Raw genomic sequence first — 23,637 nt, forward strand, 5'->3', positions numbered from 1 at the left:
TAGGTTTAACAGGTGTTGTAAAAATATCGTTAAATTGGCCTGTCACAGTATTTTGTTCATCTCACATTCAGAAACCGGTTTGTGAATGGCCCATTTTAGTCCAGACTCCTTCTTGCAAAGGAGAGCCCGGATGATTCCAAAGGCCACGTTCGTTGCGACGATATTCGCGATGTATGTTTTCACGATGTTTTTCATCGCTGCAATTCCGCAAGAGGTTGTTCAGGCAGCCGGAGTGCAGATCAATGAGGTAAGTGTCGTCAAGTGATGACCCTTGCAGGCCATCGCAGGCTTCTGCGGTGATCGGAAATGATCGGCCAGATGCTCCCGGTAGGGTGCTTCTGGCGAGGCGGGGGTGAACCCCTTGCACGACGCTCGCTTGCTCTTCGCGCGGAAGCGTCTAACTATGCCTCCGGCTTCATGACGCGGAGGATATTCCATGAAAAAACGCATCCTGTTCACAGGCGGTTCGGGCAAGGCAGGTCGCCATGCCGTGCCATGGCTCGTCAATGCCGGTTACGAGGTTCACAACATCGATCTCGTGCCGCTGGATAGTCCCGGCGTCACCAATCTCATCGCCGACATCACCGATAGCGGCCAGGTCTTTAACGCGCTTTCGATGCACCGCGATTTTCCCGATCTCGATGCGGGCAGGGGCGTACAGCCTTTCGATGCCGTCGTGCATTTCGCTGCCATCCCGCGCATCCTGATCAAGCCTGACAACGAAACCTTCCGCATCAACACGATGGGCACCTACAACGTCATCGAGGCGGCGGTGAAACTCGGCATCCGGAAGATCATCGTCGCATCGAGCGAGACGACTTACGGCGTCTGCTTCGCCGAGGGCCATCGTGATTTCCACCAGTTTCCGCTGGAGGAGGACTACGACGTCAACCCGATGGATTCCTACGGCCTTTCCAAGGTGGTCAACGAGAAGACGGCGCGCGCCTTTGCCGAGCGCTCGGGTTTCGACATCTATGCGCTGCGCATCGGCAACGTCATCGAGCCGCATGAGTATGAGCGGTTCCCGACCTACTTCGCCAATCCAGAGATGCGCAAGCGCATCGCCTGGAGCTATATCGACGCCCGCGACCTCGGGCAGATCTGCCATCTCTGCATTGAGAAGGACGGATTGGGCTATCAGGTCTTCAACGCCGCCAACAACACCGTTTCGGCCAATACGCCGTCGAAGGAGCTTGCGAAGCGATTCTTCCCGAACGTGCCTTTCACCCGCGAAATCGGTGAGTATGAAAGCCTGCTTTCAAACCGCAAGATTCGTGAGGTGCTGGGCTTTAAGGAAGAGCACGATTGGCGGAAATACGTGAGGGTCTGACCGGGTCTTGGCCGCGAAGTCAATAAGCCATTTGCCCGCATATGAGGAGAATGGCTTTGAAAACCGAAAATCGTGCTTGCCAATCCCGTGCCGTCGTCTTAAAGGGTCGCCATGCTTTTCAGCAGCGATTTGCGGGCCTTGGCCCGGGCGCTGAATGACAGGCATGAAGGGGTATAGCTCAGTTGGTAGAGCGGCGGTCTCCAAAACCGCAGGTCGGGGGTTCGAGCCCCTCTGCCCCTGCCACTTTCCTCGATGCGGGACAGCGCGGACGTACTTGCAGCGTTTCGGACCGGGAATAATTGGTGGCAACTAATTTCGTTAAACTTCGGTTTCCCCCTTGTGTATTCGGAAATCGGTGTTTATTTAGGGTTCAACAGACACGCGGTGCGTGGGGCTGATAGTTTCAGCTTTACGCGCCGTAATTGCGTGGGCAGTCGATGGCATCTAAATCCAATCCATTCGCGTTTCTGCAGCAGGTTCGCTCCGAAACGTCCAAGGTCACATGGCCGTCGCGCCGCGAGACGATGATCTCGACGGTCATGGTGCTTGTGATGGTGGTTTTCGCCGCGCTGTTTTTCTTTGCCGCTGACCAGCTGATCGGCTGGGCTCTGAGCTTCGTGCTGAATACCGGCAACTGATACGGGTGGAGATGAAAATGGCGGCACGTTGGTACATCGTCCACGCGTATTCCAATTTTGAAAAGAAGGTGGCTGAAGACATCGAGAACAAGGCTCGCCAGAAGGGGCTTGAGCACCTGTTCGAGAAGATCCTCGTGCCGACCGAAAAGGTGGTGGAAGTGCGTCGCGGCCGCAAGGTCGATTCCGAGCGCAAGTTTTTCCCGGGCTATGTCATGGTTCGCGCCAATCTGACGGATGAAGCCTACCACCTGATCAAGAATACGCCGAAGGTCACAGGCTTTCTCGGTTCCGACAATAAGCCCGTTCCGATTCCGGATTATGAAGCCGAGCGCATTCTCGGTCAGGTTCAGGAAGGTGTCGAGCGGCCGAAGGCATCCATTACCTTCGAAATCGGCGAGCAGGTCCGCGTTTCCGATGGTCCGTTCGCCTCGTTCAACGGCACGGTTCAGGATGTGGACGAAGAGCGTTCGCGCCTGAAGGTGGAAGTGTCGATCTTCGGCCGCGCAACGCCGGTCGAGCTGGAATACGCACAGGTCGAGAAGGTCTGATTGCAGAAACTGGAAGCTGGCCCTTGCGGCCTGTTTCCTGCGGACGTCGTCCGCACCCGCGTGGAAGGTGAGGGGTCTTAGCCGGACCCTAATATCCGCACCACGCAACCGCAGCCGCCGGAGAGATCCGGCATCACGGGCCGGGTAACCGGCCGCTCATGAAAGGCAGAGAGATATGGCTAAGAAAGTTGCAGGCCAGCTCAAGCTTCAGGTCAAGGCAGGATCGGCAAACCCGTCCCCGCCGATTGGTCCGGCGCTTGGTCAGCGTGGCATTAACATCATGGAATTCTGCAAGGCGTTCAATGCCGCCACGCAGGAAATGGAAAAGGGTATGCCGATCCCGGTCGTCATCACCTATTACCAGGACAAGTCCTTCACCTTCGCGATGAAGCAGCCTCCGGTCAGCTACTGGCTGAAGAAGGAAGCGAAGATCACGTCCGGTTCCAAGACGCCCGGCAAGGGCGCCAAGGCCGGCTCCCTCACCAAGGCTCAGATCAAGACGATCGCAGAAGCCAAGATGAAGGATCTGAACGCAGCGGATATCGAAGGTGCAATGGCGATGATCGAGGGCTCTGCCCGCGCCATGGGCCTGGAAGTGGTGGGTTAAGATCATGGCTGGCAAGCGCACTCAGAAGATCAACGAAGGTGTTGATCCCACAAAGCTTTACGCTCTGACCCTGGCTATCGGCATGGTCAAGGAACGGGCTGTCGCCAAGTTCGACGAAACCATCGAAGTTTCGATGAACCTCGGCGTCGATCCGCGCCATGCGGACCAGATGGTTCGCGGCGTCGTTAACCTGCCGAACGGCACGGGCCGCACGGTTCGCGTCGCCGTCTTCGCTCGTGGCGTCAAGGCTGACGAAGCCAAGGCTGCCGGTGCTGATATCGTCGGCGCCGAAGAGCTCGTCGAAATCGTCCAGGGCGGCAAGATCGAATTCGATCGCTGCATCGCCACTCCCGACATGATGCCGCTCGTCGGCCGTCTCGGTAAGGTTCTCGGCCCGCGCGGCATGATGCCGAACCCGAAGGTCGGCACCGTTACCATGGACGTTGCCGGAGCCGTCAAGGCTTCCAAGGGCGGCGCTGTCGAGTTCCGCGTCGAGAAGGCTGGTATCGTCCATGCCGGCATCGGCAAGGCCTCTTTCGACGCCAAGGCTCTGGAAGAAAACATCCGCGCCTTCGCTGACGCCGTCATCAAGGCGAAGCCGGCTGGCGCCAAGGGCAACTACGTCAAGCGCGTGGCGATTTCTTCGACCATGGGCCCCGGCGTCAAGATCGAGCTCGGCTCGGTCACCGGAGCCCCGGCTGCATAAGTTTATTGCCGGGCTTTAAGTCTGGCGACTGAATTTCCGGCCTCGCAAGGGGCCGGAATATTCCGGAGAAATCCGGAATCCTGTCCGAGATTGCAGGTGGTTTTCCCTTAATCACTTCGCCTGCATGAGACGGGTAAGACCCGAATTGCATGAAGTTCGCTTCTAGGAACTCGGTTCGAGCCTTGGATGCCTTGTGCCTCTTTAGCCTTGATTGGCGCGGGAGCGCGGGGGGACAGGATCCTCAAGCGTCGCTTGGGATCTCGCATGATCCCAGGAGGCAAAGGCAACCCGGCGGGCCCGTTTTCGGTCCCGCCAACTGGAGATAGGCAGTGGAAAGAGCGGAAAAACGCGAATTCGTCACGGAACTGAACGAAGTCTTCAAGGCTTCGGGCTCAGTTGTCGTGGCCCACTATGCTGGTGCCACAGTCGCGCAGATGAACGATTTTCGTTCGAAGATGCGTGCAGCTGGCGGTACCGTCAAAGTCGCGAAGAACCGCCTGGCCAAAATTGCCCTTCAGGGTACGGAAGCGGAAGGGATTACCAATCTCTTCAAGGGTCAGACGCTGATTGCATACAGCACCGATCCGATCACCGCTCCGAAGGTCGTCATGGATTTTGCCAAGACCAATGACAAGATCATTGTTCTGGGCGGTTCCATGGGAACAACCACGCTCAACGCCGAAGCAGTCAAGTCGCTTGCGACCCTGCCTTCGCTCGACGAGCTGCGTGCGAAGCTGCTGGGCATGATCCAGACACCGGCTACCCGCATCGCTGGGGTTGTTGCAGCACCGGCAAGCCAGCTTGCTCGTGTGTTCGCGGCCTACGCCAAGAAGGACGAAGCCGCTTAAGGCGGTTTTTCGCTGTTTATAATCAACCGGTTCGAACCGAACAAAAGGAACTAGTAAAATGGCTGATCTCGCAAAGATCGTAGACGACCTCTCCTCGCTGACCGTTCTGGAAGCTGCAGAACTGTCGAAGCTTCTTGAAGAAAAGTGGGGCGTTTCCGCTGCTGCTCCGGTAGCTGTTGCTGCCGCTGCCGGTGGTGCTGGCCCGGCTGTCGTTGAAGAAGAAAAGACCGAATTCGACGTCATCCTCGTCGACGCCGGTGCCAACAAGATCAACGTCATCAAGGAAGTCCGCGCCATCACCGGTCTCGGCCTCAAGGAAGCCAAGGACCTCGTCGAAGCCGCTCCGAAGGCTGTCAAGGAAGGCGTCAACAAGGCTGAAGCCGCTGACATCAAGAAGAAGCTTGAAGACGCTGGCGCCAAGGCCGACGTCAAGTAATTCTATACTGCTTTTGGGAGGCAGCAACGACTGCCTCCCATTTGCCGTTTTTCTGAACGAATTACCCAAAAGCCGCGTCAAAACGGCTTTTGGGTAATGGGTTCTTCAAAAGGATAGTCTCGCACCGAGGGCAGCACAGCAATCCGAGCTGAGCGTTTTCGGGAGTCGGACGAGATTGAACTACCCATTGATTGACGGGGTCGACTGGCCATCGGTTCCCGTCCGTTGCAGGCCCGGGTGCAAGATTTTGAAGGAGCGACGATGGCTCAGACCCTTTCGTTCAACGGTCGCAGGCGCGTACGCAAGTTTTTTGGTAAGATCCCCGAAGTCGCAGAAATGCCGAACCTCATCGAGGTTCAGAAGGCGTCCTACGACCAGTTTCTGATGGTTGAAGAGCCGAAAGGCGGTCGTCCCGACGAAGGTCTTCAGGCCGTCTTCAAGTCGGTTTTCCCGATCACCGATTTCTCCGGCGCTTCCATGCTGGAATTCGTGTCCTATGAGTTCGAGCCGCCGAAGTTCGACGTCGACGAATGCCGCCAGCGCGACCTGACCTATGCGGCGCCGCTGAAGGTGACGTTGCGCCTCATCGTGTTCGATATCGACGAGGATACCGGCGCCAAGTCGATCAAGGACATCAAGGAACAGTCCGTCTACATGGGCGACATGCCGCTCATGACCAACAACGGCACGTTCATTGTCAATGGCACCGAGCGCGTGATCGTCTCCCAGATGCACCGTTCGCCGGGCGTCTTCTTCGACCACGACAAGGGCAAGAGCCACTCGTCTGGCAAACTGCTTTTTGCTGCCCGCGTCATTCCCTATCGCGGTTCCTGGCTCGATATCGAATTCGACGCCAAGGACATCGTCTACGCCCGTATTGACCGCCGCCGCAAGATTCCGGTGACGTCGCTGCTGATGGCGCTCGGCATGGACGGCGAGGAAATCCTCGACACCTTCTACACGAAGTCGCTCTACAAGCGCGACGGCGAAGGCTGGCGCATTCCCTTCAAGCCGGAAACACTGAAGGGTGCCAAGGCGATCACCGAGATGGTCGACGCCGATACCGGCGAAGTCGTCGTGGAAGCCGGCAAGAAGCTGACCCCGCGCCTGCTGCGCCAGCTGTCCGACAAGGGCCTGAAGGCGCTGAAGGCCGGCGACGACGATCTTTACGGCAACTACCTCGCCGGCGACATCGTCAACTACTCGACGGGTGAAATCTATCTCGAAGCGGGCGACGAAATCGACGAAAAGACGCTCGGCATCATCCTGGCGAACGGTTTCGACGAGATCCCGGTTCTCGGCATCGACCACATCAATGTCGGCGCCTATATCCGCAACACGCTCTCAGCCGACAAGAACGAGAACCGTCAGGACGCTCTGTTCGACATCTACCGCGTCATGCGTCCGGGTGAACCGCCGACCATGGAATCGGCCGAAGCCATGTTCAACTCGCTGTTCTTCGATGCGGAGCGTTACGACCTCTCCGCCGTCGGCCGCGTCAAGATGAACATGCGTCTCGACCTGACCGTCGAAGACACCGTCCGCATCCTGCGCAAGGACGACATCCTGGCCGTGGTCAGGATGCTGGTCGAACTGCGCGACGGCAAGGGCGAGATCGACGACATCGATAACCTCGGCAACCGTCGTGTCCGCTCGGTCGGCGAACTGATGGAAAACCAGTACCGTCTCGGCCTGCTCCGCATGGAGCGCGCGATCAAGGAGCGCATGTCCTCGATCGAGATCGACACGGTCATGCCGCAGGATCTGATCAACGCCAAGCCGGCGGCTGCCGCCGTCCGCGAGTTCTTCGGTTCCTCGCAGCTCTCGCAGTTCATGGACCAGGTCAACCCGCTCTCGGAAATCACCCACAAGCGCCGCCTCTCGGCTCTTGGCCCGGGCGGTCTGACCCGCGAGCGCGCCGGCTTCGAAGTCCGCGACGTTCATCCGACGCACTACGGCCGCATCTGCCCGATCGAAACGCCGGAAGGCCCGAACATCGGTCTCATCAACTCGCTTGCGACCTTTGCCCGCGTCAACAAGTACGGCTTCATCGAAAGCCCGTACCGCCGCATCGTCGACGGCAGGGTGACGAACGACGTGCTCTACCTCTCCGCAATGGAAGAGGCGAAGTACTACGTTGCCCAGGCCAACGCCGAGATGAACCCCGACGGTTCCTTCGTCGACGAGTTCGTCGTCTGCCGTCACGCCGGGGAAGTCATGCTCGCCCCGCGCGACAGCATGAACCTGATGGACGTCTCGCCGAAGCAGGTCGTTTCGGTTGCAGCCGCGCTCATCCCGTTCCTGGAAAACGACGACGCCAACCGCGCTCTCATGGGCTCGAACATGCAGCGTCAGGCCGTGCCGCTTCTGCGCGCCGAAGCCCCGTTCGTCGGCACCGGCATGGAGCCGGTCGTTGCTCGTGACTCAGGTGCTGCCATCGGCGCCCGTCGCGGCGGCGTGGTCGACCAGGTCGACGCGACGCGTATCGTTATCCGCGCCACGGAAGACCTCGAAGCCGGAAAATCTGGCGTCGATATCTACCGCCTGCAGAAGTTCCAGCGTTCGAACCAGAACACCTGCGTCAACCAGCGTCCGCTGGTCACCGTTGGTGACGAGGTCAACCGCGGCGACATCCTCGCCGACGGTCCGTCGACCGATCTCGGCGACCTGGCGCTCGGCCGCAACGCGCTCGTCGCGTTCATGCCCTGGAACGGCTACAACTACGAAGACTCGATCCTGCTCTCCGAGCGTATTGTTGCTGACGACGTGTTCACCTCCATCCACATCGAAGAATTCGAAGTGATGGCGCGTGACACCAAGCTTGGTCCTGAGGAAATCACACGCGACATTCCGAACGTTTCGGAAGAAGCACTGAAGAACCTCGACGAAGCCGGTATCGTCTACATCGGCGCCGAAGTTCAGCCGGGCGATATCCTCGTCGGCAAGATCACGCCGAAGGGCGAAAGCCCGATGACGCCGGAAGAAAAGCTTCTGCGCGCCATCTTCGGCGAAAAGGCTTCCGATGTGCGCGACACGTCCATGCGCATGCCGCCCGGCACCTACGGCACGATCGTCGAAGTTCGCGTCTTCAACCGCCACGGCGTGGAGAAGGATGAGCGCGCGATGGCGATCGAGCGGGAAGAGATCGAGCGTCTTGCCAAGGACCGTGACGACGAACAGGCGATCCTCGACCGTAACGTCTACGGTCGTCTGATCGACATGCTGCGCGGCCAGGTCTCCATCGCAGGCCCGAAGGGCTTCAAGAAGGGCACCGAGCTTTCGAACGCCGTCGTCTCTGAATATCCCCGCTCGCAGTGGTGGATGTTCGCCGTCGAGGACGAGAAGGTTCAGAGCGAGCTCGAAGCACTGCGTGGCCAGTACGACGAATCCAAGTCGCGCCTTGAGCAGCGCTTCATGGACAAGGTCGAAAAGGTCCAGCGCGGCGATGAAATGCCTCCGGGTGTCATGAAGATGGTCAAGGTCTTCGTCGCCGTGAAGCGCAAGATCCAGCCGGGCGACAAGATGGCCGGCCGTCACGGGAACAAGGGCGTGGTTTCGCGCATTGTGCCTGTCGAGGACATGCCGTTCCTCGAAGACGGCACGCATGTCGACGTCGTTCTGAACCCGCTCGGCGTGCCTTCGCGCATGAACGTCGGCCAGATCCTGGAAACGCACCTGGGTTGGGCTTGCGCCGGCATGGGTCGCCAGATCGGCGAACTGATCGAAGCCTACAAGGCCAATGGCAACATCGAGCCGCTGCGCAAGACCATCGGCGATGTCGTCGGTGACGGTCCGAAGGCCGAACAGGTCCACGACTTCGACGATGAGTCGGTGCTGCGTCTCGCCGACCAGTGGAAGCGCGGCGTTTCGATTGCGACGCCTGTTTTCGACGGTGCGCATGAAGGCGACGTCAACGACATGCTGCGTCTGGCAGGTCTCAAGGATACCGGTCAGTCGACGCTTTATGACGGCCGTACCGGCGAGCAGTTCGACCGTCAGGTGACTGTGGGCTACATCTACATGCTGAAGCTCAACCACCTGGTCGACGACAAGATCCATGCCCGTTCGATCGGTCCTTACTCGCTCGTGACCCAGCAGCCGCTGGGCGGCAAGGCGCAGTTCGGCGGTCAGCGCTTCGGCGAAATGGAAGTCTGGGCGCTCGAAGCTTACGGCGCGGCCTATACGCTGCAGGAAATGCTGACGGTGAAGTCGGACGACGTCGCCGGCCGCACCAAGGTCTACGAAGCCATCGTCCGCGGCGACGACACGTTCGAAGCCGGTATTCCGGAAAGCTTCAACGTTCTCGTCAAGGAAATGCGCTCGCTGGGCCTCAGCGTCGAGCTTGAGAACACCAAGCTTGATGAAGCACAGGCGACCCAGCTGCCCGACGCGGCCGAGTAAACACTTGATAGGGCGTGCGCTGCCAATGCGGCGCACGCCGGTCCCGCCGGCCGCCGTATCCGTGTGGCCCGGAAGGGAAGTTTCGCCGCATCTAGCGGTTATTCTCGTTTAGGCGAGGGAGGCGGCTCCCGGGAATTTGCCGCTGACCATCGCATTTTGAGGGCGCTTTCGCCCATGAAGGAGACAGGCATGAACCAAGAGGTCATGAATCTTTTCAATCCGCAGGTGCCTGCACAGAATTTCGATTCCATTCGGATTTCGATCGCGTCTCCGGAGAAGATCCTCTCCTGGTCCTACGGTGAGATCAAGAAGCCGGAAACCATCAACTACCGCACGTTCAAGCCGGAACGCGACGGTCTGTTCTGCGCGCGCATCTTTGGCCCGATCAAGGATTACGAATGCCTGTGCGGCAAGTACAAGCGCATGAAGTACAAGGGCATCATCTGCGAAAAGTGCGGCGTCGAAGTCACGCTGTCGCGCGTTCGCCGCGAGCGCATGGGCCATATTGAGCTCGCCGCTCCCGTTGCCCATATCTGGTTCCTGAAGTCGCTGCCGAGCCGCATTTCGACGCTGCTCGACATGACGCTGAAGGATGTCGAGCGCGTTCTCTACTTCGAAAACTACATCGTCACGGAGCCGGGTCTTACCGCGCTCAAGGAGCACCAGCTCCTGTCCGAAGAAGAGTATATGCTCGCCGTTGACGAATACGGCGAAGACCAGTTCACGGCCATGATCGGTGCAGAAGCCATCTACGAGATGCTGGCATCGATGAACCTCGAAAAGATCGCTGGCGACCTTCGCTCCGAGCTTGCCGACACCACGTCGGACCTCAAGCAGAAGAAGCTGATGAAGCGCCTGAAGATCGTCGAGAACTTCATGGAATCCGGCAACCGCCCGGAATGGATGATCATGAAGGTCGTTCCGGTCATCCCGCCGGATCTGCGCCCGCTGGTTCCTCTGGACGGTGGTCGTTTCGCGACGTCTGACCTGAACGATCTCTATCGCCGCGTCATCAACCGTAACAACCGTCTGAAGCGCCTGATCGAACTGCGCGCACCGGGCATCATCATCCGCAACGAAAAGCGCATGCTGCAGGAATCGGTCGATGCGCTGTTCGACAACGGCCGCCGCGGCCGCGTCATCACCGGCGCCAACAAGCGCCCGTTGAAGTCGCTGTCCGACATGCTGAAGGGCAAACAGGGCCGCTTCCGCCAGAACCTGCTCGGCAAGCGCGTCGACTATTCCGGCCGTTCGGTCATCGTGACCGGTCCGGAACTGAAGCTGCATCAGTGCGGCCTGCCGAAGAAGATGGCGCTCGAGCTCTTCAAGCCGTTCATCTACGCCCGCCTCGACGCCAAGGGTTACTCCTCGACCGTCAAGCAGGCCAAGAAGCTGGTCGAAAAGGAAAAGCCAGAGGTCTGGGATATCCTCGACGAGGTCATCCGCGAGCATCCGGTTCTGCTGAACCGCGCACCGACGCTGCACCGTCTGGGCATCCAGGCCTTCGAACCCACCCTGGTCGAAGGCAAGGCCATCCAGTTGCATCCGCTCGTCTGCACGGCCTTCAACGCCGACTTCGACGGTGACCAGATGGCCGTTCACGTGCCGCTATCGCTCGAAGCCCAGCTCGAAGCCCGCGTGCTGATGATGTCGACCAACAACATCCTGCATCCGGCAAACGGTGCGCCGATCATCGTTCCCTCGCAGGACATGGTTCTCGGTCTCTACTACCTGTCGATCCTGAACCAGAACGAGCCGGGCGAAGGCATGGCTTTCTCCGATCTCGGCGAACTGCATCACGCGCTTGAAAGCAAGGTCGTGACGCTGCACACCAAGATCCGCGGCCGTTTCAAGTCAATCGACGAGGATGGCAAGCCCTACTCGAAGATCTATGAGACGACGCCTGGCCGCCTGCTCATCGGTGAACTGCTGCCGAAGAACGGCAAGGTGCCCTTCGACATCTGCAACCAGGAAATGACCAAGAAGAACATCTCCAAGATGATCGACACGGTCTACCGCCATTGCGGCCAGAAGGACACGGTCATTTTCTGCGACCGCATCATGCAGCTCGGCTTCTCGCATGCCTGCCGCGCCGGCATTTCGTTCGGCAAGGACGACATGGTCATTCCGGATGCCAAGGCCAAGATCGTTGCCGACACCGAAAGCTTGGTGAAGGAATACGAGCAGCAGTATAATGACGGCCTGATCACCCAGGGCGAAAAGTACAACAAGGTTGTCGACGCCTGGGGCAAGGCGACCGAAAAGGTCGCCGAAGAGATGATGGCCCGCATTAAGGCGGTCGAGTTCGACGAGAACACCGGCCGTCAGAAGCCGATGAACTCGATCTACATGATGAGCCACTCCGGCGCCCGCGGTTCTCCGAACCAGATGCGCCAGCTGGGCGGCATGCGCGGCCTCATGGCCAAGCCGTCGGGTGAAATCATCGAGACGCCGATCATCTCGAACTTCAAGGAAGGCCTGACCGTCAACGAGTACTTCAACTCGACGCACGGCGCCCGCAAGGGTCTGGCAGACACCGCCTTGAAGACTGCGAACTCCGGTTACCTGACCCGCCGTCTCGTCGACGTCGCGCAGGATTGCATCGTCACGCACGTCGATTGCGGCACCGAAACCGGCCTCACCATGACCGCCATCGTCGATGCCGGTCAGGTCGTTGCCTCTCTCGGCGCCCGCATCCTCGGCCGCACGGCGCTCGACGACATCGATCATCCGGTCACGGGTGAGCGCATCGTCGATGCCGGCAAGATGATCCTCGAGCCGGATGTCATCGAAATCGAGAAGGCTGGTATCCAGTCGATCCGCATTCGTTCGGCGCTGACTTGCGAAATCCAGACGGGCGTCTGCTCGGTCTGCTACGGCCGCGACCTCGCGCGCGGTACGCCTGTCAACATGGGCGAAGCCGTCGGCGTCATCGCCGCTCAGTCGATCGGCGAGCCGGGAACCCAGCTCACCATGCGTACCTTCCACCTTGGCGGTACGGCAACCGTGGTCGACCAGTCGTTCCTGGAAGCCTCGTACGAAGGTACGGTGCAGATCAAGAACCGCAACGTGCTGCGCAACTCCGAAGGCAGCCTCGTTGCCATGGGCCGCAACATGACCGTCCAGATCCTGGACGAGCGTGGCGTGGAGCGCTCTTCGCAGCGCGTTGCCTACGGTTCGAAGCTGCATGTCGACGAAGGCGACAAGGTCAAGCGCGGTCAGCGTCTGGCGGAGTGGGATCCCTACACCCGTCCGATGATGACGGAAGTTTCCGGTACCGTTCAGTTCGAAGATCTGGTCGACGGTCTCTCCGTTCTCGAAGCGACCGACGAATCCACCGGCATCACCAAGCGCCAGGTTATCGACTGGCGTTCGACGCCGCGCGGTTCGGACCTCAAGCCGGCGATCGTCATCAAGGACGCCAGCGGCAATGTCGCGAAGCTGTCGCGTGGTAGCGACGCCCGCTTCCTGCTCTCGGTCGATGCCATTCTGTCGGTCGAGCCGGGCACGAAGGTCTCCCAGGGTGACGTTCTCGCTCGTTCGCCGCTCGAAAGCGCAAAGACGAAGGACATCACCGGCGGTCTGCCGCGTGTTGCCGAGCTGTTCGAAGCTCGCCGTCCGAAGGATCACGCCATCATCGCAGAGATCGATGGTACGATCCGCCTCGGCCGCGACTACAAGAACAAGCGTCGCGTGATCATCGAGCCGGCGGAAGACGGTGTCGAGCCTGTCGAATACCTGATCCCGAAGGGCAAGCCCTTCCATCTTCAGGACGGCGACTATATCGAAAAGGGTGATTACATCCTCGACGGTAACCCGGCTCCGCACGACATCCTGGCGATCAAGGGCGTGGAGGCTCTCGCCTCCTACCTCGTCAACGAGATCCAGGAAGTCTACCGTCTGCAGGGCGTTGTCATCAACGATAAGCACATCGAGGTGATCGTCCGTCAGATGCTGCAGAAGGTGGAAATCACCGATGCGGGCGACTCGACCTATATCGTCGGCGACAATGTCGACCGGATCGAGCTCGAAGACGTCAACGATCATCTGATCGAGCAGGGCAAGAAGCCCGCTCATGGCGATCCGGTTCTTCTCGGCATCACCAAGGCGTCGCTGCAGACCCCGTCCTTCATCTCGGCCGCGTCCTTCCAGGAAACGACCAAGGTGCTGACGGAAGCTGCAATCGCCGGCAAGACCGACGGTCTGCAGGGCCTGAAGGAAAACGTCATCGTCGGCCGCCTCATCCCGGCCGGTACCGGTGGCACCATGACGCAGATCCGCCGCATTGCCACGTCGCGCGACGAGCTGATCCTCGAAGAGCGTCGCAAGGGCACCGGGGCAGCTGTCGCCACCCCAATGCTGCAGGACATGGCTGAAAACGCCCCGGCTGCGGAATAATCCGCAGCTGAAGTCCATGAATTGAAAAACCGCCCGGAGCGATCCGGGCGGTTTTCTTTTCTGCTGTGCTGATTGACCCGGGGAGGGAAGGGCGCTGCCGCGTTGCCGGCGCGCAACCGTGGGCGACAGCCCCCTCAGTTGAACCGGATAATCGCGACCTCGCCGTCGATCGCGCCCTGATAGGCCGAGGCATGCGGCTCTTCCTCGGGGATTTCCGTGAGCATACCGATCTGGTCGAGATCGGCCTCAATGAAGCCCTCTTCGGCAAGAGCGTTCAAAGCCTCACGCACGGCGGTGTCGTCGTCTGGCGCCTTCAGCAGGATGTGCAGGTCGATGCCTTCGCTGGCGTCGGACTCATAGCCTTTGCCAATGATGATGAAGATCATCGGTCCGTCGAAATTGTTGTCGTTGTCAGGTGTCGTAATCATCGCCAGTCCTTCGGCTTTTCGATTCGATCGCTCGAATCCTGCTAAGAGGGCTTACCGCCGCATTTGCTGATTCCTTAACTGCTTTTGCTGCAATGCCCAAGTTTTTATCTTGGCGCACCGCGGAGAATTCGTCTACAGGGGCAAAACAGGGCGTTCGGCCCGCATATCAAGGCGATGCGGTCAAGTTTATTTCTTAACCGGCCTTGACGAGACTGGTGGAAACCAGTAGTACCCCGGCCATCAGATCCCATGTGAGGCTTGGCTGTTCGGGGCGACGCGCCCTGGAGTTCACCTCAAACAAGGTTCTAAACGCACGTTGAAGTCATGATGCTGCACGCATGACGCATGGTTTCATGCGTCCTCTGCTCTTTGTGGTCCATCTGCGGAAGCGGATCGGGCCATATTTTGCGCATTGACGGAAAGCGTGCGTCATTGCCGGAGACGGCGCGAGTTCAAGCCCGCAAGGGTACTGAGATAAAACGTAAGGGATGGTTGAATGCCTACCGTAAACCAGCTGATCCGCAAGCCTCGCCAGGCGAACGTAAAGCGTAATAAGGTTCCCGCTCTCCAGGAGAACCCGCAGAAGCGCGGCGTTTGCACGCGCGTCTACACGACGACGCCGAAGAAGCCGAACTCGGCTCTGCGTAAGGTCGCAAAGATCCGCCTGACCAACGGCTTCGAAGTCATTGGTTACATCCCCGGCGAAGGTCACAACCTTCAGGAGCACTCCGTCGTCATGATCCGTGGCGGCCGCGTCAAGGACCTTCCGGGTGTCCGTTACCACATCATCCGCGGCGTTCTCGATACCCAGGGTGTCAAGAACCGCAAGCAGCGCCGCTCCAAGTACGGTGCGAAGCGTCCGAAGTAATTCGGGTTTTCGAATAATCTGGCGCTGCGCGAGGTCCTCCGCGTGATGAAGCGCCTTAACGGTTGAAGAGACGAAAAGTATGTCCAGACGTCATAAAGCAGAAAAGCGCGAGATCAATCCGGATCCGAAGTTCGGCGATCTTGTCGTGACCAAGTTCATGAATGCCATCATGCTCGATGGTAAGAAGTCCGTTGCTGAAAACATCGTCTATGGTGCGTTTGACGCCGTTCAGGGTAAGTCCAAGCAGGAGCCGCTCACGGTTTTCCATTCTGCGCTCGACAACATTGCCCCGCACGTTGAAGTCCGCTCGCGCCGCGTCGGTGGTGCGACTTACCAGGTTCCGGTCGACGTCCGTCCGGAGCGCCGCCAGGCTCTCGCCATTCGTTGGCTGATTGCCGCTGCCCGCAAGCGCAACGAAACCACCATGATCGATCGCCTGTCCGGCGAACTGCTCGATGCGTCCAACAACCGCGGCTCCGCCGTCAAGAAGCGCGAAGACACGCACAAGATGGCTGACGCCAACCGTGCATTCTCGCACTATCGCTGGTAATTCCGAACGGTATCGAAAGGCAGTCCACAATGGCTCGCGAATATAAGATCGAAGACTACCGCAATTTCGGTATCATGGCGCATATCGACGCCGGCAAGACCACGACCACCGAGCGTATCCTTTACTACACCGGCAAGTCGCACAAGATCGGCGAAGTCCACGACGGCGCAGCCACCATGGACTGGATGGAGCAGGAGCAGGAGCGTGGCATCACGATCACGTCTGCTGCCACCACGACCTTCTGGAAGGGCCGTGACGGCAAGACGCGCCGCTTCAACATCATCGACACCCCCGGCCACGTCGACTTCACCATCGAAGTCGAGCGTTCGCTGCGTGTTCTCGACGGCGCCATCGCGCTGCTCGACGCCAACGCCGGCGTAGAGCCGCAGACGGAAACCGTCTGGCGTCAGGCCGAGAAGTACAACGTCCCGCGCATGATCTTCTGCAACAAGATGGACAAGACCGGCGCGGACTTCTACCGCTCCGTCGAGATGATCAAGACCCGTCTCGGCGCAACGGCTGTCGTCATGCAGCTGCCGATCGGCGCTGAAACCGAATTCAAGGGTGTCATCGATCTCATCGAGATGAACGCTCTCATCTGGCGTGACGAGTCGCTCGGCGCCCAGTGGGATGTCGTCGAGATCCCTGAGGACATGAAGGCCAAGGCCGAGGAATATCGCGAAAAGCTGATCGAGACGGTTGTCGACATCGACGAAGCCGCCACGGAAGCTTACCTGGAAGGCATTCTGCCCGACAACGAGCAGATCCGTGCGCTGGTTCGCCGCGGCACGATCGACGTCAAGTTCCATCCGATGTTCTGCGGCACCGCCTTCAAGAACAAGGGCGTGCAGCCGCTTCTCGATGCCGTCGTCGACTACCTGCCGTCGCCGATGGACATCCCGGCGATCAAGGGCATCGACTTCAAGACGGAAGCTGAAATCGAGCGTCATGCCGATGACAGCGAGCCGCTTTCCATGCTCGCCTTCAAGATCATGAACGACCCCTTCGTCGGTTCGCTCACCTTCGCCCGCATCTATTCCGGCAAGCTCGAAAAGGGCGCCTCGGTCATGAACACGGTCAAGGACAAGCGCGAGCGCGTCGGCCGCATGCTGCAGATGCACTCCAACTCGCGCGAAGACATCGAAGAAGCCTTCGCAGGCGACATCGTTGCTCTGGCCGGCCTCAAGGAAACCACCACTGGCGATACGCTCTGCGATCCGCTGAAGCCGGTTATCCTCGAGCGTATGGAATTCCCCGAGCCGGTCATTCAGATCGCCATCGAGCCGAAGACCAAGGGCGACCAGGAAAAGATGGGCCTCGCGCTCAACCGCCTGGCTGCTGAAGATCCGTCCTTCCGCGTCAAGACCGACCAGGAATCCGGCCAGACCATCATCGCCGGCATGGGCGAACTGCATCTCGACATCATTGTCGACCGCATGCGTCGTGAGTTCAAGGTAGAAGCAACCGTCGGCGCGCCGCAGGTTGCCTACCGCGAAACCATCACGCGCCAGCACGAAGAAGACTACACGCACAAGAAGCAGTCCGGTGGTACCGGCCAGTTCGCGCGCGTCAAGATCGTCTTCGAACCGAACCCGGACGGCGACGAATTCAAGTTCGAATCCAAGATCGTCGGCGGCTCTGTTCCGAAGGAATACATCCCCGGCGTTCAGAAGGGTATTGAAAGCGTACTGTCTTCTGGTCCGCTCGCTGGCTTCCCGATGCTCGGCGTCAAGGCAACCCTCATCGACGGTGCCTTCCACGACGTCGACTCGTCGGTCCTGGCGTTCGAAATCGCATCGCGTGCCTGCTTCCGTGAAGCAGCGAAGAAGGCCGGCGCTCAGCTCCTCGAGCCGATGATGAAGGTCGAAGTCGTTACCCCGGAAGATTATGTCGGCGACGTTATCGGCGACCTGAACTCCCGCCGTGGTCAGATCCAGGGTCAGGAAAGCCGTGGTATCGCCGTCGTCATCAACGCGAACGTCCCGCTCGCGAACATGTTCAAGTACGTCGACAACCTGCGCTCCATGTCTCAGGGCCGCGCTCAGTACACGATGACCTTCGATCACTATTCGCCGGTCCCGTCGAACGTCGCAACAGAAATCCAGGCAAAGTATTCCGGTCAGAAGTGACCGGAATACCAATTGACCGATAACAAGAATTAGATCCCCTCGGGGACTAGCAAAACGGAGAGCCGAAAATGGCAAAGAGTAAGTTTGAGCGCAACAAGCCGCACGTTAACATTGGCACGATCGGCCACGTTGACCACGGCAAGACGTCTCTGACGGCAGCGATCACGAAGTACTTCGGTGAGTTCAAGGCGTACGACCAGATCGACGCTGCTCCGGAAGAAAAGGCACGCGGCATCACCATTTCGACGGCTCACGTCGAATACGAGACGCCTGCCCGCCACTACGCGCACGTCGACTGCCCCGGCCATGCCGACTACGTCAAGAACATGATCACCGGTGCTGCGCAGATGGACGGCGCGATCCTGGTGTGCTCGGCTGCCGACGGCCCGATGCCGCAGACGCGCGAACACATCCTTCTCGCCCGTCAGGTCGGCGTTCCGGCGATCGTTGTGTTCCTGAACAAGGTCGACCAGGTTGACGACGCCGAGCTTCTCGAACTGGTCGAGCTCGAAGTTCGCGAACTGCTGTCGTCCTACGACTTCCCGGGCGACGACATCCCGGTTGTCAAGGGTTCGGCTCTTGCTGCTCTCGAAGACTCTGACAAGAAGATCGGCGAAGATGCGATCCGCGAGCTGATGGCCGCTGTCGACGCTTACATCCCGACGCCTGAGCGTCCGATCGACCAGCCGTTCCTGATGCCGATCGAAGACGTGTTCTCGATCTCGGGCCGCGGCACTGTCGTGACCGGCCGCGTCGAGCGTGGCATTGTCAAGGTTGGTGAAGAAGTCGAGATCGTCGGCATCCGTCCGACCTCGAAGACGACGGTGACCGGCGTTGAAATGTTCCGCAAGCTGCTCGATCAGGGCCAGGCCGGCGACAACATCGGCGCTCTGGTTCGCGGTGTGAACCGTGACGGCGTTGAGCGTGGCCAGATCCTGTGCAAGCCCGGCTCTGTCAAGCCGCACAAGAAGTTCATGGCTGAAGCCTACATCCTGACGAAGGAAGAAGGCGGCCGTCATACGCCGTTCTTCACGAACTACCGTCCGCAGTTCTACTTCCGCACGACCGACGTGACGGGCATTGTGACGCTGCCGGAAGGCACGGAGATGGTCATGCCGGGCGACAACGTCACGGTTGCTGTCGAGCTGATCGTTCCGATCGCGATGGAAGAAAAGCTGCGCTTCGCTATCCGCGAAGGCGGCCGCACCGTCGGCGCCGGTATCGTCGCGAGCATCGTCGAGTAATTCGTTCGGCCGCTCCGGCGGGGCGGCCGATTCGATGACATTATTATGATGCAGGCGGCGCAAGTCGCTTGCTTATTACACAGAAATGTAGCAAATGGCGCGCGAGCGCGATTTGCGTACTGCTTTGGATGACAAAGCGGCGACTAAACAAACAATAAGGTGGGCTGAAAGGCCCTGAAGACTGGATAGGGATGCCGTTTCGGCGCCCTCTCGATCTTTGAAACCGGTGGTCCGCCTTAGGAAGAAAGAACAACCCGTGTCTTGCCTAGAGACATGTGGAAAACAAACACAAGGATAACGTCGAATGAACGGCCAAAATATCCGCATTCGCCTGAAGGCGTTCGATCACCGGATTCTCGATGCTTCTACGCGCGAGATCGTGTCGACGGCGAAGCGCACCGGTGCAAGCGTCCGGGGCCCCGTTCCGCTTCCGACCCGCATCGAGAAGTTTACGGTCAACCGGTCCCCGCACATCGACAAGAAGAGCCGCGAACAGTTCGAGATGCGCACGCATAAGCGCCTGCTCGACATCGTAGACCCGACCCCGCAGACGGTAGACGCGCTGATGAAGCTCGATCTCGCCGCCGGTGTCGATGTTGAGATCAAGCTCTGAGCTTGCTCGAGCTGAGTTGGAAGGATTGAACCGATGCGTTCAGGTGTGATTGCACAGAAGGTGGGAATGACCCGCGTCTACAACGACGCCGGCGAGCATGTCCCGGTAACGGTACTGCGTATGGAGGCCGTCCAGGTCGTTGCCACGCGCACTGTCGAAAAGAATGGCTATACCGCAGTTCAGCTCGGTGCCGGCCAGGCGAAGGTGAAGAACACGTCCAAGGCGATGCGCGGCAACTTTGCCGTTGCCAACGTCGAGCCGAAGGCCAAGCTCGCAGAATTCCGCGTGTCGGAAGACAATCTGCTCGAGATCGGCACGGAGATCAAGGCGGGTCACTTTGCAGCCGGTCAGCTCGTCGACGTGACGGGCACGACGATCGGTAAGGGTTTTGCCGGCGCCATGAAGCGCCACGGGTTCGGCGGTCTGCGCGCCACGCACGGTGTGTCGGTTTCGCACCGCTCGCACGGTTCGACCGGCTCGCGCCAGGATCCGGGCAAGGTTTTCAAGAACAAGAAGATGGCTGGTCACATGGGCCAGACGCGCGTCACGACGCAGAACCTTGAAGTGGTTTCGACCGACGAAGATCGTGGTCTGATCCTGATCAAGGGTGCTGTTCCTGGTTCCAAGGGTGCCTGGATCATCGTGCGCGACGCCGTCAAGTCGGCCGCGAAGTAAGGGAGCCAGATCAATGGAATTGAACGTCAAGACCCTCGAGGGAAAAGACGCCGGGAAGGTTTCCCTTTCGGACGCGATTTTCGGCCTCGAGCCCCGCGAAGACATTCTCGCCCGCGTCATCCGCTGGCAGCTTGCCAAGAAGCAGCAGGGCACGCACAAGGCAAAGGGCCGCGCTGAAGTTTCGCGCACCGGCGCCAAGATGTACAAGCAGAAGGGTACGGGCCGCGCTCGTCACCATTCGGCTCGCGCTCCGCAGTTCCGCGGCGGCGGCAAGGCCCATGGCCCGGTTGTCCGCAGCCATGAGCACGACCTTCCGAAGAAGGTTCGTGCACTCGGCCTTCGCCACGCCCTTTCGGCCAAGATCAAGGCCGATGACGTCATCGTCATCGACAACCTTGTTGCTGCCGAAGCCAAGACAAAGGCTCTCGCGTCCGTTTTCGAGACGCTCGGCCTGACCAACGCCCTCTTCATCGGCGGCGCGGAGCTTGACGGCAACTTCAAGCTCGCAGCTCAGAACATCCCGAACATCGATGTTCTGCCGATCCAGGGCATCAATGTTTACGACATCGTGCGCCGCGGCAAGCTCGTGCTTTCCAAGGCTGCGGTTGAAGCGCTAGAGGAGCGATTCAAGTGACCGATCTTCGCCACTACGATGTGATCGTCTCTCCGGCGATCACCGAAAAGTCCACGCTGGTATCCGAAAACAACCAGGTTGTTTTCAATGTCGCCAAGCAGGCGACGAAGCCGGAAATCAAGGCTGCTGTCGAGGCGCTGTTCGGCGTCAAGGTAACGGCCGTCAACACTCTTCTGCGCAAGGGCAAGACCAAGCGGTTCCGCGGTTTCGTCGGCAAGCAGAAGGACGTGAAGAAGGCAGTCGTGACGTTGGCTGAAGGCCAGACGATCGACGTCTCCACCGGTCTCTGAGGAATAAGAAAATGGCATTGAAAACATTCAATCCGACGACCCCGAGCCAGCGTCAGCTGGTCATCGTTGATCGCTCCTCGCTCTACAAGGGCAAGCCGGTCAAGGCGCTGACGGAAGGTCTGACCAAGAGCGGCGGTCGTAACAACCTCGGCCGCATCACCGCCCGTTTCATCGGCGGTGGTCACAAGCGCACCTATCGTCTGGTAGACTTCAAGCGTCGCAAGTTCGATGTCGAAGGCACTGTTGAGCGTATCGAATACGATCCGAACCGCACGGCTTTCATCGCGCTGGTAACCTATGCTGACGGCGAGAAGGCTTACATTATCGCTCCGCAGCGTCTCGCTGCCGGCGACAAGGTCATCGCTTCCGAGAAGGCTGTCGACGTCAAGCCTGGCAATACCATGCCGCTGCAGTACATCCCGGTCGGCTCCATCATTCACAATGTGGAAATGAAGCCGGGCAAGGGTGGTCAGATCGCTCGCTCCGCCGGTTCCTACGCACAGCTCGTCGGCCGTGACCAGGGCATGGCGATCCTTCGCCTGAACTCCGGCGAACAGCGTCTCGTACATGGCACCTGCCTTGCTTCGATCGGCGCCGTTTCCAACCCGGATCACGCCAACATCAATGACGGCAAGGCCGGTCGTACCGTTTGGCGCGGCAAGCGTCCGCATAACCGCGGCGTCGTCATGAACCCGGTCGACCATCCGCACGGCGGTGGTGAAGGCCGCACCTCTGGTGGTCGCCATCCGGTGACGCCGTGGGGCAAGCCGACCAAGGGCAAGCGCACCCGGTCGAACAAGTCGACCGACAAGATGATCATGCGCTCGCGTCATCAGCGTAAGAAGTAAGAGAGGAAGTCTCCAATGGCTCGTTCAGTATGGAAAGGTCCGTTCGTTGACGGCTATCTTCTCAAGAAGGCTGAGAAGGTTCGTGAAGGCGGACGTGCAGAAGTGATCAAGATCTGGAGCCGTCGCTCCACGATCCTGCCGCAGTTCGTCGGTCTCACCTTCGGCGTCTACAACGGCAGCAAGCATATCCCGGTCAGTGTCAATGAAGACATGGTCGGCCACAAATTCGGTGAATTCTCTCCGACCCGCACCTACTACGGTCACGGCGCGGACAAGAAGGCGAAGAGGAAGTAACAATGGGCAAGGCAAAAGCCGAACGCCGGCTGAAGGACAACGAGGCGCAAGCAGTCGCCCGCACGCTCCGCGTCAGCCCCCAGAAGCTCAACCTGGTTGCTGCGGCTATCCGCGGCAAGAAGGTCGAGCGTGCACTCGCTGAGCTGGAATTCTCCCGCAAGCGCATCGCAGGCGCGGTCAAGAAGACGCTCGAATCTGCGATCGCCAACGCTGAGAACAACCACGATCTCGACGTCGACGCGCTTGTTGTCGCCGAGGCCTACGTCGGCAAGTCGATCGTCATGAAGCGCTTCCACGCTCGTGGCCGCGGTCGTGCGTCGCGTATCGAAAAGCCCTTCGCGCACCTGACGATCGTCGTTCGTGAAGTGCAGGCAGCAGAGGAGGCCGCATAATGGGTCAGAAAATCAATCCAATCGGTTTCCGTCTTGGAATCAACCGTACCTGGGATAGCCGCTGGTTTGCGGACAACGCCGAGTATGGCCAGTTGCTGCACGAAGACCTGAAGATGCGCAAGTTCGTCATGAGCGAACTGAAGCAGGCCGGGATCTCCAAGGTGGTCATCGAGCGTCCGCACAAGAAGTGCCGCGTCACGATCCACTCTGCACGTCCGGGCCTCATCATCGGCCGCAAGGGCGCAGACATCGACAAGCTCCGCAAGAAGCTGTCGGAGATGACGAATTCGGAAACGCACCTCAACATCGTCGAAGTGCGCAAGCCCGAAGTCGATGCGACGCTGGTCGCTCAGTCGATCGCCCAGCAGCTCGAGCGTCGCGTGGCTTTCCGCCGCGCCATGAAGCGTGCCGTTCAGTCCGCGATGCGTCTTGGCGCCGAAGGCATCAAGATCACCTGCGCCGGCCGTCTCGGCGGCGCTGAAATCGCCCGTACGGAATGGTACCGCGAAGGCCGCGTTCCGCTGCACACCCTGCGCGCTGACATCGACTACGGTACGGCTGAAGCCGAAACCGCATTCGGTATCTGCGGCATCAAGGTCTGGATCTTCAAGGGCGAAATCCTTGAGCACGATCCGATGGCTTCCGAACGCCGCGCGCTGGAAGGCGACGCACAGGGCCCGGCAAGCCGCGAACGCGACCGTGGCGATCGTCGCCGCGAACGCGACAACGCGTAATTAGCGCTGGCGAAAGATAAGCTCGG

23 protein-coding genes and 1 tRNA gene are annotated in these 23,637 nt (G+C 59.6%); 23 read left to right on the forward strand and 1 reads right to left on the reverse strand.

The window, feature by feature from the left end; all coding sequences use genetic code 11:
* Positions 1-130: 130 nt before the first annotated feature.
* The 11 genes from EFB14_RS33775 to rpoC all read left to right on the forward strand — a co-directional run bounded on the left by EFB14_RS33775 (position 131) and on the right by rpoC (position 13,912).
* Positions 131-265 carry a hypothetical protein gene (locus EFB14_RS33775; RefSeq protein WP_008521422.1) on the forward strand — a complete coding sequence of 45 codons (135 nt, stop codon included), beginning with the start codon at positions 131-133 and terminating at the stop codon, positions 263-265.
* 171 nt (positions 266-436) lie between these two features.
* A complete protein-coding gene (locus tag EFB14_RS26165) occupies positions 437-1,330 on the forward strand; it encodes an NAD-dependent epimerase/dehydratase family protein (protein WP_126829460.1) in 894 nt (297 codons plus the stop codon).
* Positions 1,331-1,497: 167 nt separating this feature from the next.
* A tRNA-Trp gene (locus EFB14_RS26170) sits at positions 1,498-1,573 on the forward strand.
* A gap of 194 nt (positions 1,574-1,767) precedes the next feature.
* Positions 1,768-1,968: a preprotein translocase subunit SecE gene (secE, locus tag EFB14_RS26175; protein ID WP_003547514.1), complete on the forward strand. Its 201-nt coding sequence runs from the start codon at positions 1,768-1,770 to the stop codon at positions 1,966-1,968.
* Between the two features lie 17 nt (positions 1,969-1,985).
* Positions 1,986-2,516 (forward strand): transcription termination/antitermination protein NusG, encoded by a 531-nt coding sequence (gene nusG, locus EFB14_RS26180; RefSeq protein WP_003547516.1) that lies wholly within the window; start codon positions 1,986-1,988, stop codon positions 2,514-2,516.
* Between the two features lie 175 nt (positions 2,517-2,691).
* Entirely contained in the window at positions 2,692-3,123 is a 432-nt protein-coding gene (gene rplK / locus EFB14_RS26185; protein WP_047620024.1) for a 50S ribosomal protein L11, read from the forward strand.
* 4 nt (positions 3,124-3,127) lie between these two features.
* Positions 3,128-3,829 carry a 50S ribosomal protein L1 gene (rplA, locus tag EFB14_RS26190; protein ID WP_126829461.1) on the forward strand — a complete coding sequence of 234 codons (702 nt, stop codon included), beginning with the start codon at positions 3,128-3,130 and terminating at the stop codon, positions 3,827-3,829.
* 329 nt (positions 3,830-4,158) lie between these two features.
* Complete coding sequence (rplJ, locus tag EFB14_RS26195) at positions 4,159-4,677, forward strand: 50S ribosomal protein L10 (RefSeq protein WP_125851139.1); 519 nt, start codon at positions 4,159-4,161, stop codon at positions 4,675-4,677.
* A 58-nt stretch (positions 4,678-4,735) separates the two neighbouring features.
* Complete coding sequence (gene rplL / locus EFB14_RS26200; RefSeq protein WP_028757409.1) at positions 4,736-5,113, forward strand: 50S ribosomal protein L7/L12; 378 nt, start codon at positions 4,736-4,738, stop codon at positions 5,111-5,113.
* Positions 5,114-5,374: 261 nt separating this feature from the next.
* Entirely contained in the window at positions 5,375-9,514 is a 4,140-nt protein-coding gene (gene rpoB / locus EFB14_RS26205; RefSeq protein WP_126829462.1) for a DNA-directed RNA polymerase subunit beta, read from the forward strand.
* A 189-nt stretch (positions 9,515-9,703) separates the two neighbouring features.
* Complete coding sequence (rpoC, locus tag EFB14_RS26210) at positions 9,704-13,912, forward strand: DNA-directed RNA polymerase subunit beta' (protein ID WP_125851135.1); 4,209 nt, start codon at positions 9,704-9,706, stop codon at positions 13,910-13,912.
* Positions 13,913-14,046: 134 nt separating this feature from the next.
* Here rpoC and EFB14_RS26215 read toward each other — a convergent pair whose 3' ends face one another.
* Entirely contained in the window at positions 14,047-14,340 is a 294-nt protein-coding gene (locus tag EFB14_RS26215) for a transcriptional regulator (RefSeq protein WP_125851145.1), read from the reverse strand.
* A 496-nt stretch (positions 14,341-14,836) separates the two neighbouring features.
* Here EFB14_RS26215 and rpsL point away from each other — a divergent pair, with 496 nt between their 5' ends.
* The 12 genes from rpsL to rpsC all read left to right on the forward strand — a co-directional run bounded on the left by rpsL (position 14,837) and on the right by rpsC (position 23,611).
* A complete protein-coding gene (gene rpsL / locus EFB14_RS26220; protein ID WP_003547537.1) occupies positions 14,837-15,208 on the forward strand; it encodes a 30S ribosomal protein S12 in 372 nt (123 codons plus the stop codon).
* Between the two features lie 79 nt (positions 15,209-15,287).
* Positions 15,288-15,758 carry a 30S ribosomal protein S7 gene (rpsG, locus tag EFB14_RS26225; RefSeq protein WP_008521364.1) on the forward strand — a complete coding sequence of 157 codons (471 nt, stop codon included), beginning with the start codon at positions 15,288-15,290 and terminating at the stop codon, positions 15,756-15,758.
* Positions 15,759-15,787: 29 nt separating this feature from the next.
* Positions 15,788-17,887 (forward strand): elongation factor G, encoded by a 2,100-nt coding sequence (fusA, locus tag EFB14_RS26230; RefSeq protein WP_125851133.1) that lies wholly within the window; start codon positions 15,788-15,790, stop codon positions 17,885-17,887.
* A gap of 68 nt (positions 17,888-17,955) precedes the next feature.
* Positions 17,956-19,131: an elongation factor Tu gene (tuf, locus tag EFB14_RS26235; protein WP_092844923.1), complete on the forward strand. Its 1,176-nt coding sequence runs from the start codon at positions 17,956-17,958 to the stop codon at positions 19,129-19,131.
* Positions 19,132-19,435: 304 nt separating this feature from the next.
* Positions 19,436-19,744, forward strand: a complete 309-nt coding sequence (gene rpsJ / locus EFB14_RS26240) for a 30S ribosomal protein S10 (protein WP_003547547.1) — start codon at positions 19,436-19,438, stop codon at positions 19,742-19,744.
* Between the two features lie 33 nt (positions 19,745-19,777).
* Positions 19,778-20,419 (forward strand): 50S ribosomal protein L3, encoded by a 642-nt coding sequence (gene rplC, locus EFB14_RS26245; protein ID WP_125850921.1) that lies wholly within the window; start codon positions 19,778-19,780, stop codon positions 20,417-20,419.
* 13 nt (positions 20,420-20,432) lie between these two features.
* Positions 20,433-21,053: a 50S ribosomal protein L4 gene (gene rplD / locus EFB14_RS26250; protein WP_047619855.1), complete on the forward strand. Its 621-nt coding sequence runs from the start codon at positions 20,433-20,435 to the stop codon at positions 21,051-21,053.
* Positions 21,050-21,343, forward strand: coding sequence for a 50S ribosomal protein L23 (locus EFB14_RS26255; RefSeq protein WP_003547550.1), 294 nt, complete (start codon positions 21,050-21,052; stop codon positions 21,341-21,343). Before rplD ends, EFB14_RS26255 begins: the two co-directional genes overlap by 4 nt.
* Before the next feature lie 11 nt (positions 21,344-21,354).
* Complete coding sequence (gene rplB / locus EFB14_RS26260) at positions 21,355-22,191, forward strand: 50S ribosomal protein L2 (RefSeq protein ID WP_126829463.1); 837 nt, start codon at positions 21,355-21,357, stop codon at positions 22,189-22,191.
* A 15-nt stretch (positions 22,192-22,206) separates the two neighbouring features.
* Positions 22,207-22,485, forward strand: coding sequence for a 30S ribosomal protein S19 (gene rpsS, locus EFB14_RS26265; protein ID WP_003573797.1), 279 nt, complete (start codon positions 22,207-22,209; stop codon positions 22,483-22,485).
* 2 nt (positions 22,486-22,487) lie between these two features.
* Positions 22,488-22,877 (forward strand): 50S ribosomal protein L22, encoded by a 390-nt coding sequence (rplV, locus tag EFB14_RS26270; protein WP_004674922.1) that lies wholly within the window; start codon positions 22,488-22,490, stop codon positions 22,875-22,877.
* A complete protein-coding gene (rpsC, locus tag EFB14_RS26275) occupies positions 22,877-23,611 on the forward strand; it encodes a 30S ribosomal protein S3 (protein WP_125850917.1) in 735 nt (244 codons plus the stop codon). Before rplV ends, rpsC begins: the two co-directional genes overlap by 1 nt.
* Positions 23,612-23,637 lie beyond the last annotated feature (26 nt).

The sequence above is a fragment of the Rhizobium fabae genome, from assembly GCF_003985135.1.
In the GTDB taxonomy this organism is placed as follows: domain Bacteria; phylum Pseudomonadota; class Alphaproteobacteria; order Rhizobiales; family Rhizobiaceae; genus Rhizobium; species Rhizobium pisi.

What these genes read in the sequence shown, in the direction of transcription:
- rpoB (WP_126829462.1), top strand. Translation starts at nt 5,375, where the DNA reads ATGGCTCAGACCCTTTCGTTCAACGGTCGCAGGCGCGTACGCAAGTTT.
- rplA (WP_126829461.1), top strand. Translation starts at nt 3,128, where the DNA reads ATGGCTGGCAAGCGCACTCAGAAGATCAACGAAGGTGTTGATCCCACA.
- EFB14_RS26215 (WP_125851145.1), bottom strand. Translation starts at nt 14,340, where the DNA reads ATGATTACGACACCTGACAACGACAACAATTTCGACGGACCGATGATC.
- rplK (WP_047620024.1), top strand. Translation starts at nt 2,692, where the DNA reads ATGGCTAAGAAAGTTGCAGGCCAGCTCAAGCTTCAGGTCAAGGCAGGA.
- EFB14_RS33775 (WP_008521422.1), top strand. Translation starts at nt 131, where the DNA reads ATGATTCCAAAGGCCACGTTCGTTGCGACGATATTCGCGATGTATGTT.
- rpsC (WP_125850917.1), top strand. Translation starts at nt 22,877, where the DNA reads ATGGGTCAGAAAATCAATCCAATCGGTTTCCGTCTTGGAATCAACCGT.
- rpsJ (WP_003547547.1), top strand. Translation starts at nt 19,436, where the DNA reads ATGAACGGCCAAAATATCCGCATTCGCCTGAAGGCGTTCGATCACCGG.
- EFB14_RS26165 (WP_126829460.1), top strand. Translation starts at nt 437, where the DNA reads ATGAAAAAACGCATCCTGTTCACAGGCGGTTCGGGCAAGGCAGGTCGC.
- rplL (WP_028757409.1), top strand. Translation starts at nt 4,736, where the DNA reads ATGGCTGATCTCGCAAAGATCGTAGACGACCTCTCCTCGCTGACCGTT.
- rpsS (WP_003573797.1), top strand. Translation starts at nt 22,207, where the DNA reads ATGGCTCGTTCAGTATGGAAAGGTCCGTTCGTTGACGGCTATCTTCTC.
- tuf (WP_092844923.1), top strand. Translation starts at nt 17,956, where the DNA reads ATGGCAAAGAGTAAGTTTGAGCGCAACAAGCCGCACGTTAACATTGGC.
- secE (WP_003547514.1), top strand. Translation starts at nt 1,768, where the DNA reads ATGGCATCTAAATCCAATCCATTCGCGTTTCTGCAGCAGGTTCGCTCC.
- rplV (WP_004674922.1), top strand. Translation starts at nt 22,488, where the DNA reads ATGGGCAAGGCAAAAGCCGAACGCCGGCTGAAGGACAACGAGGCGCAA.
- rplB (WP_126829463.1), top strand. Translation starts at nt 21,355, where the DNA reads ATGGCATTGAAAACATTCAATCCGACGACCCCGAGCCAGCGTCAGCTG.
- rpoC (WP_125851135.1), top strand. Translation starts at nt 9,704, where the DNA reads ATGAACCAAGAGGTCATGAATCTTTTCAATCCGCAGGTGCCTGCACAG.
- rpsG (WP_008521364.1), top strand. Translation starts at nt 15,288, where the DNA reads ATGTCCAGACGTCATAAAGCAGAAAAGCGCGAGATCAATCCGGATCCG.
- rplD (WP_047619855.1), top strand. Translation starts at nt 20,433, where the DNA reads ATGGAATTGAACGTCAAGACCCTCGAGGGAAAAGACGCCGGGAAGGTT.
- nusG (WP_003547516.1), top strand. Translation starts at nt 1,986, where the DNA reads ATGGCGGCACGTTGGTACATCGTCCACGCGTATTCCAATTTTGAAAAG.
- rpsL (WP_003547537.1), top strand. Translation starts at nt 14,837, where the DNA reads ATGCCTACCGTAAACCAGCTGATCCGCAAGCCTCGCCAGGCGAACGTA.
- rplC (WP_125850921.1), top strand. Translation starts at nt 19,778, where the DNA reads ATGCGTTCAGGTGTGATTGCACAGAAGGTGGGAATGACCCGCGTCTAC.
- fusA (WP_125851133.1), top strand. Translation starts at nt 15,788, where the DNA reads ATGGCTCGCGAATATAAGATCGAAGACTACCGCAATTTCGGTATCATG.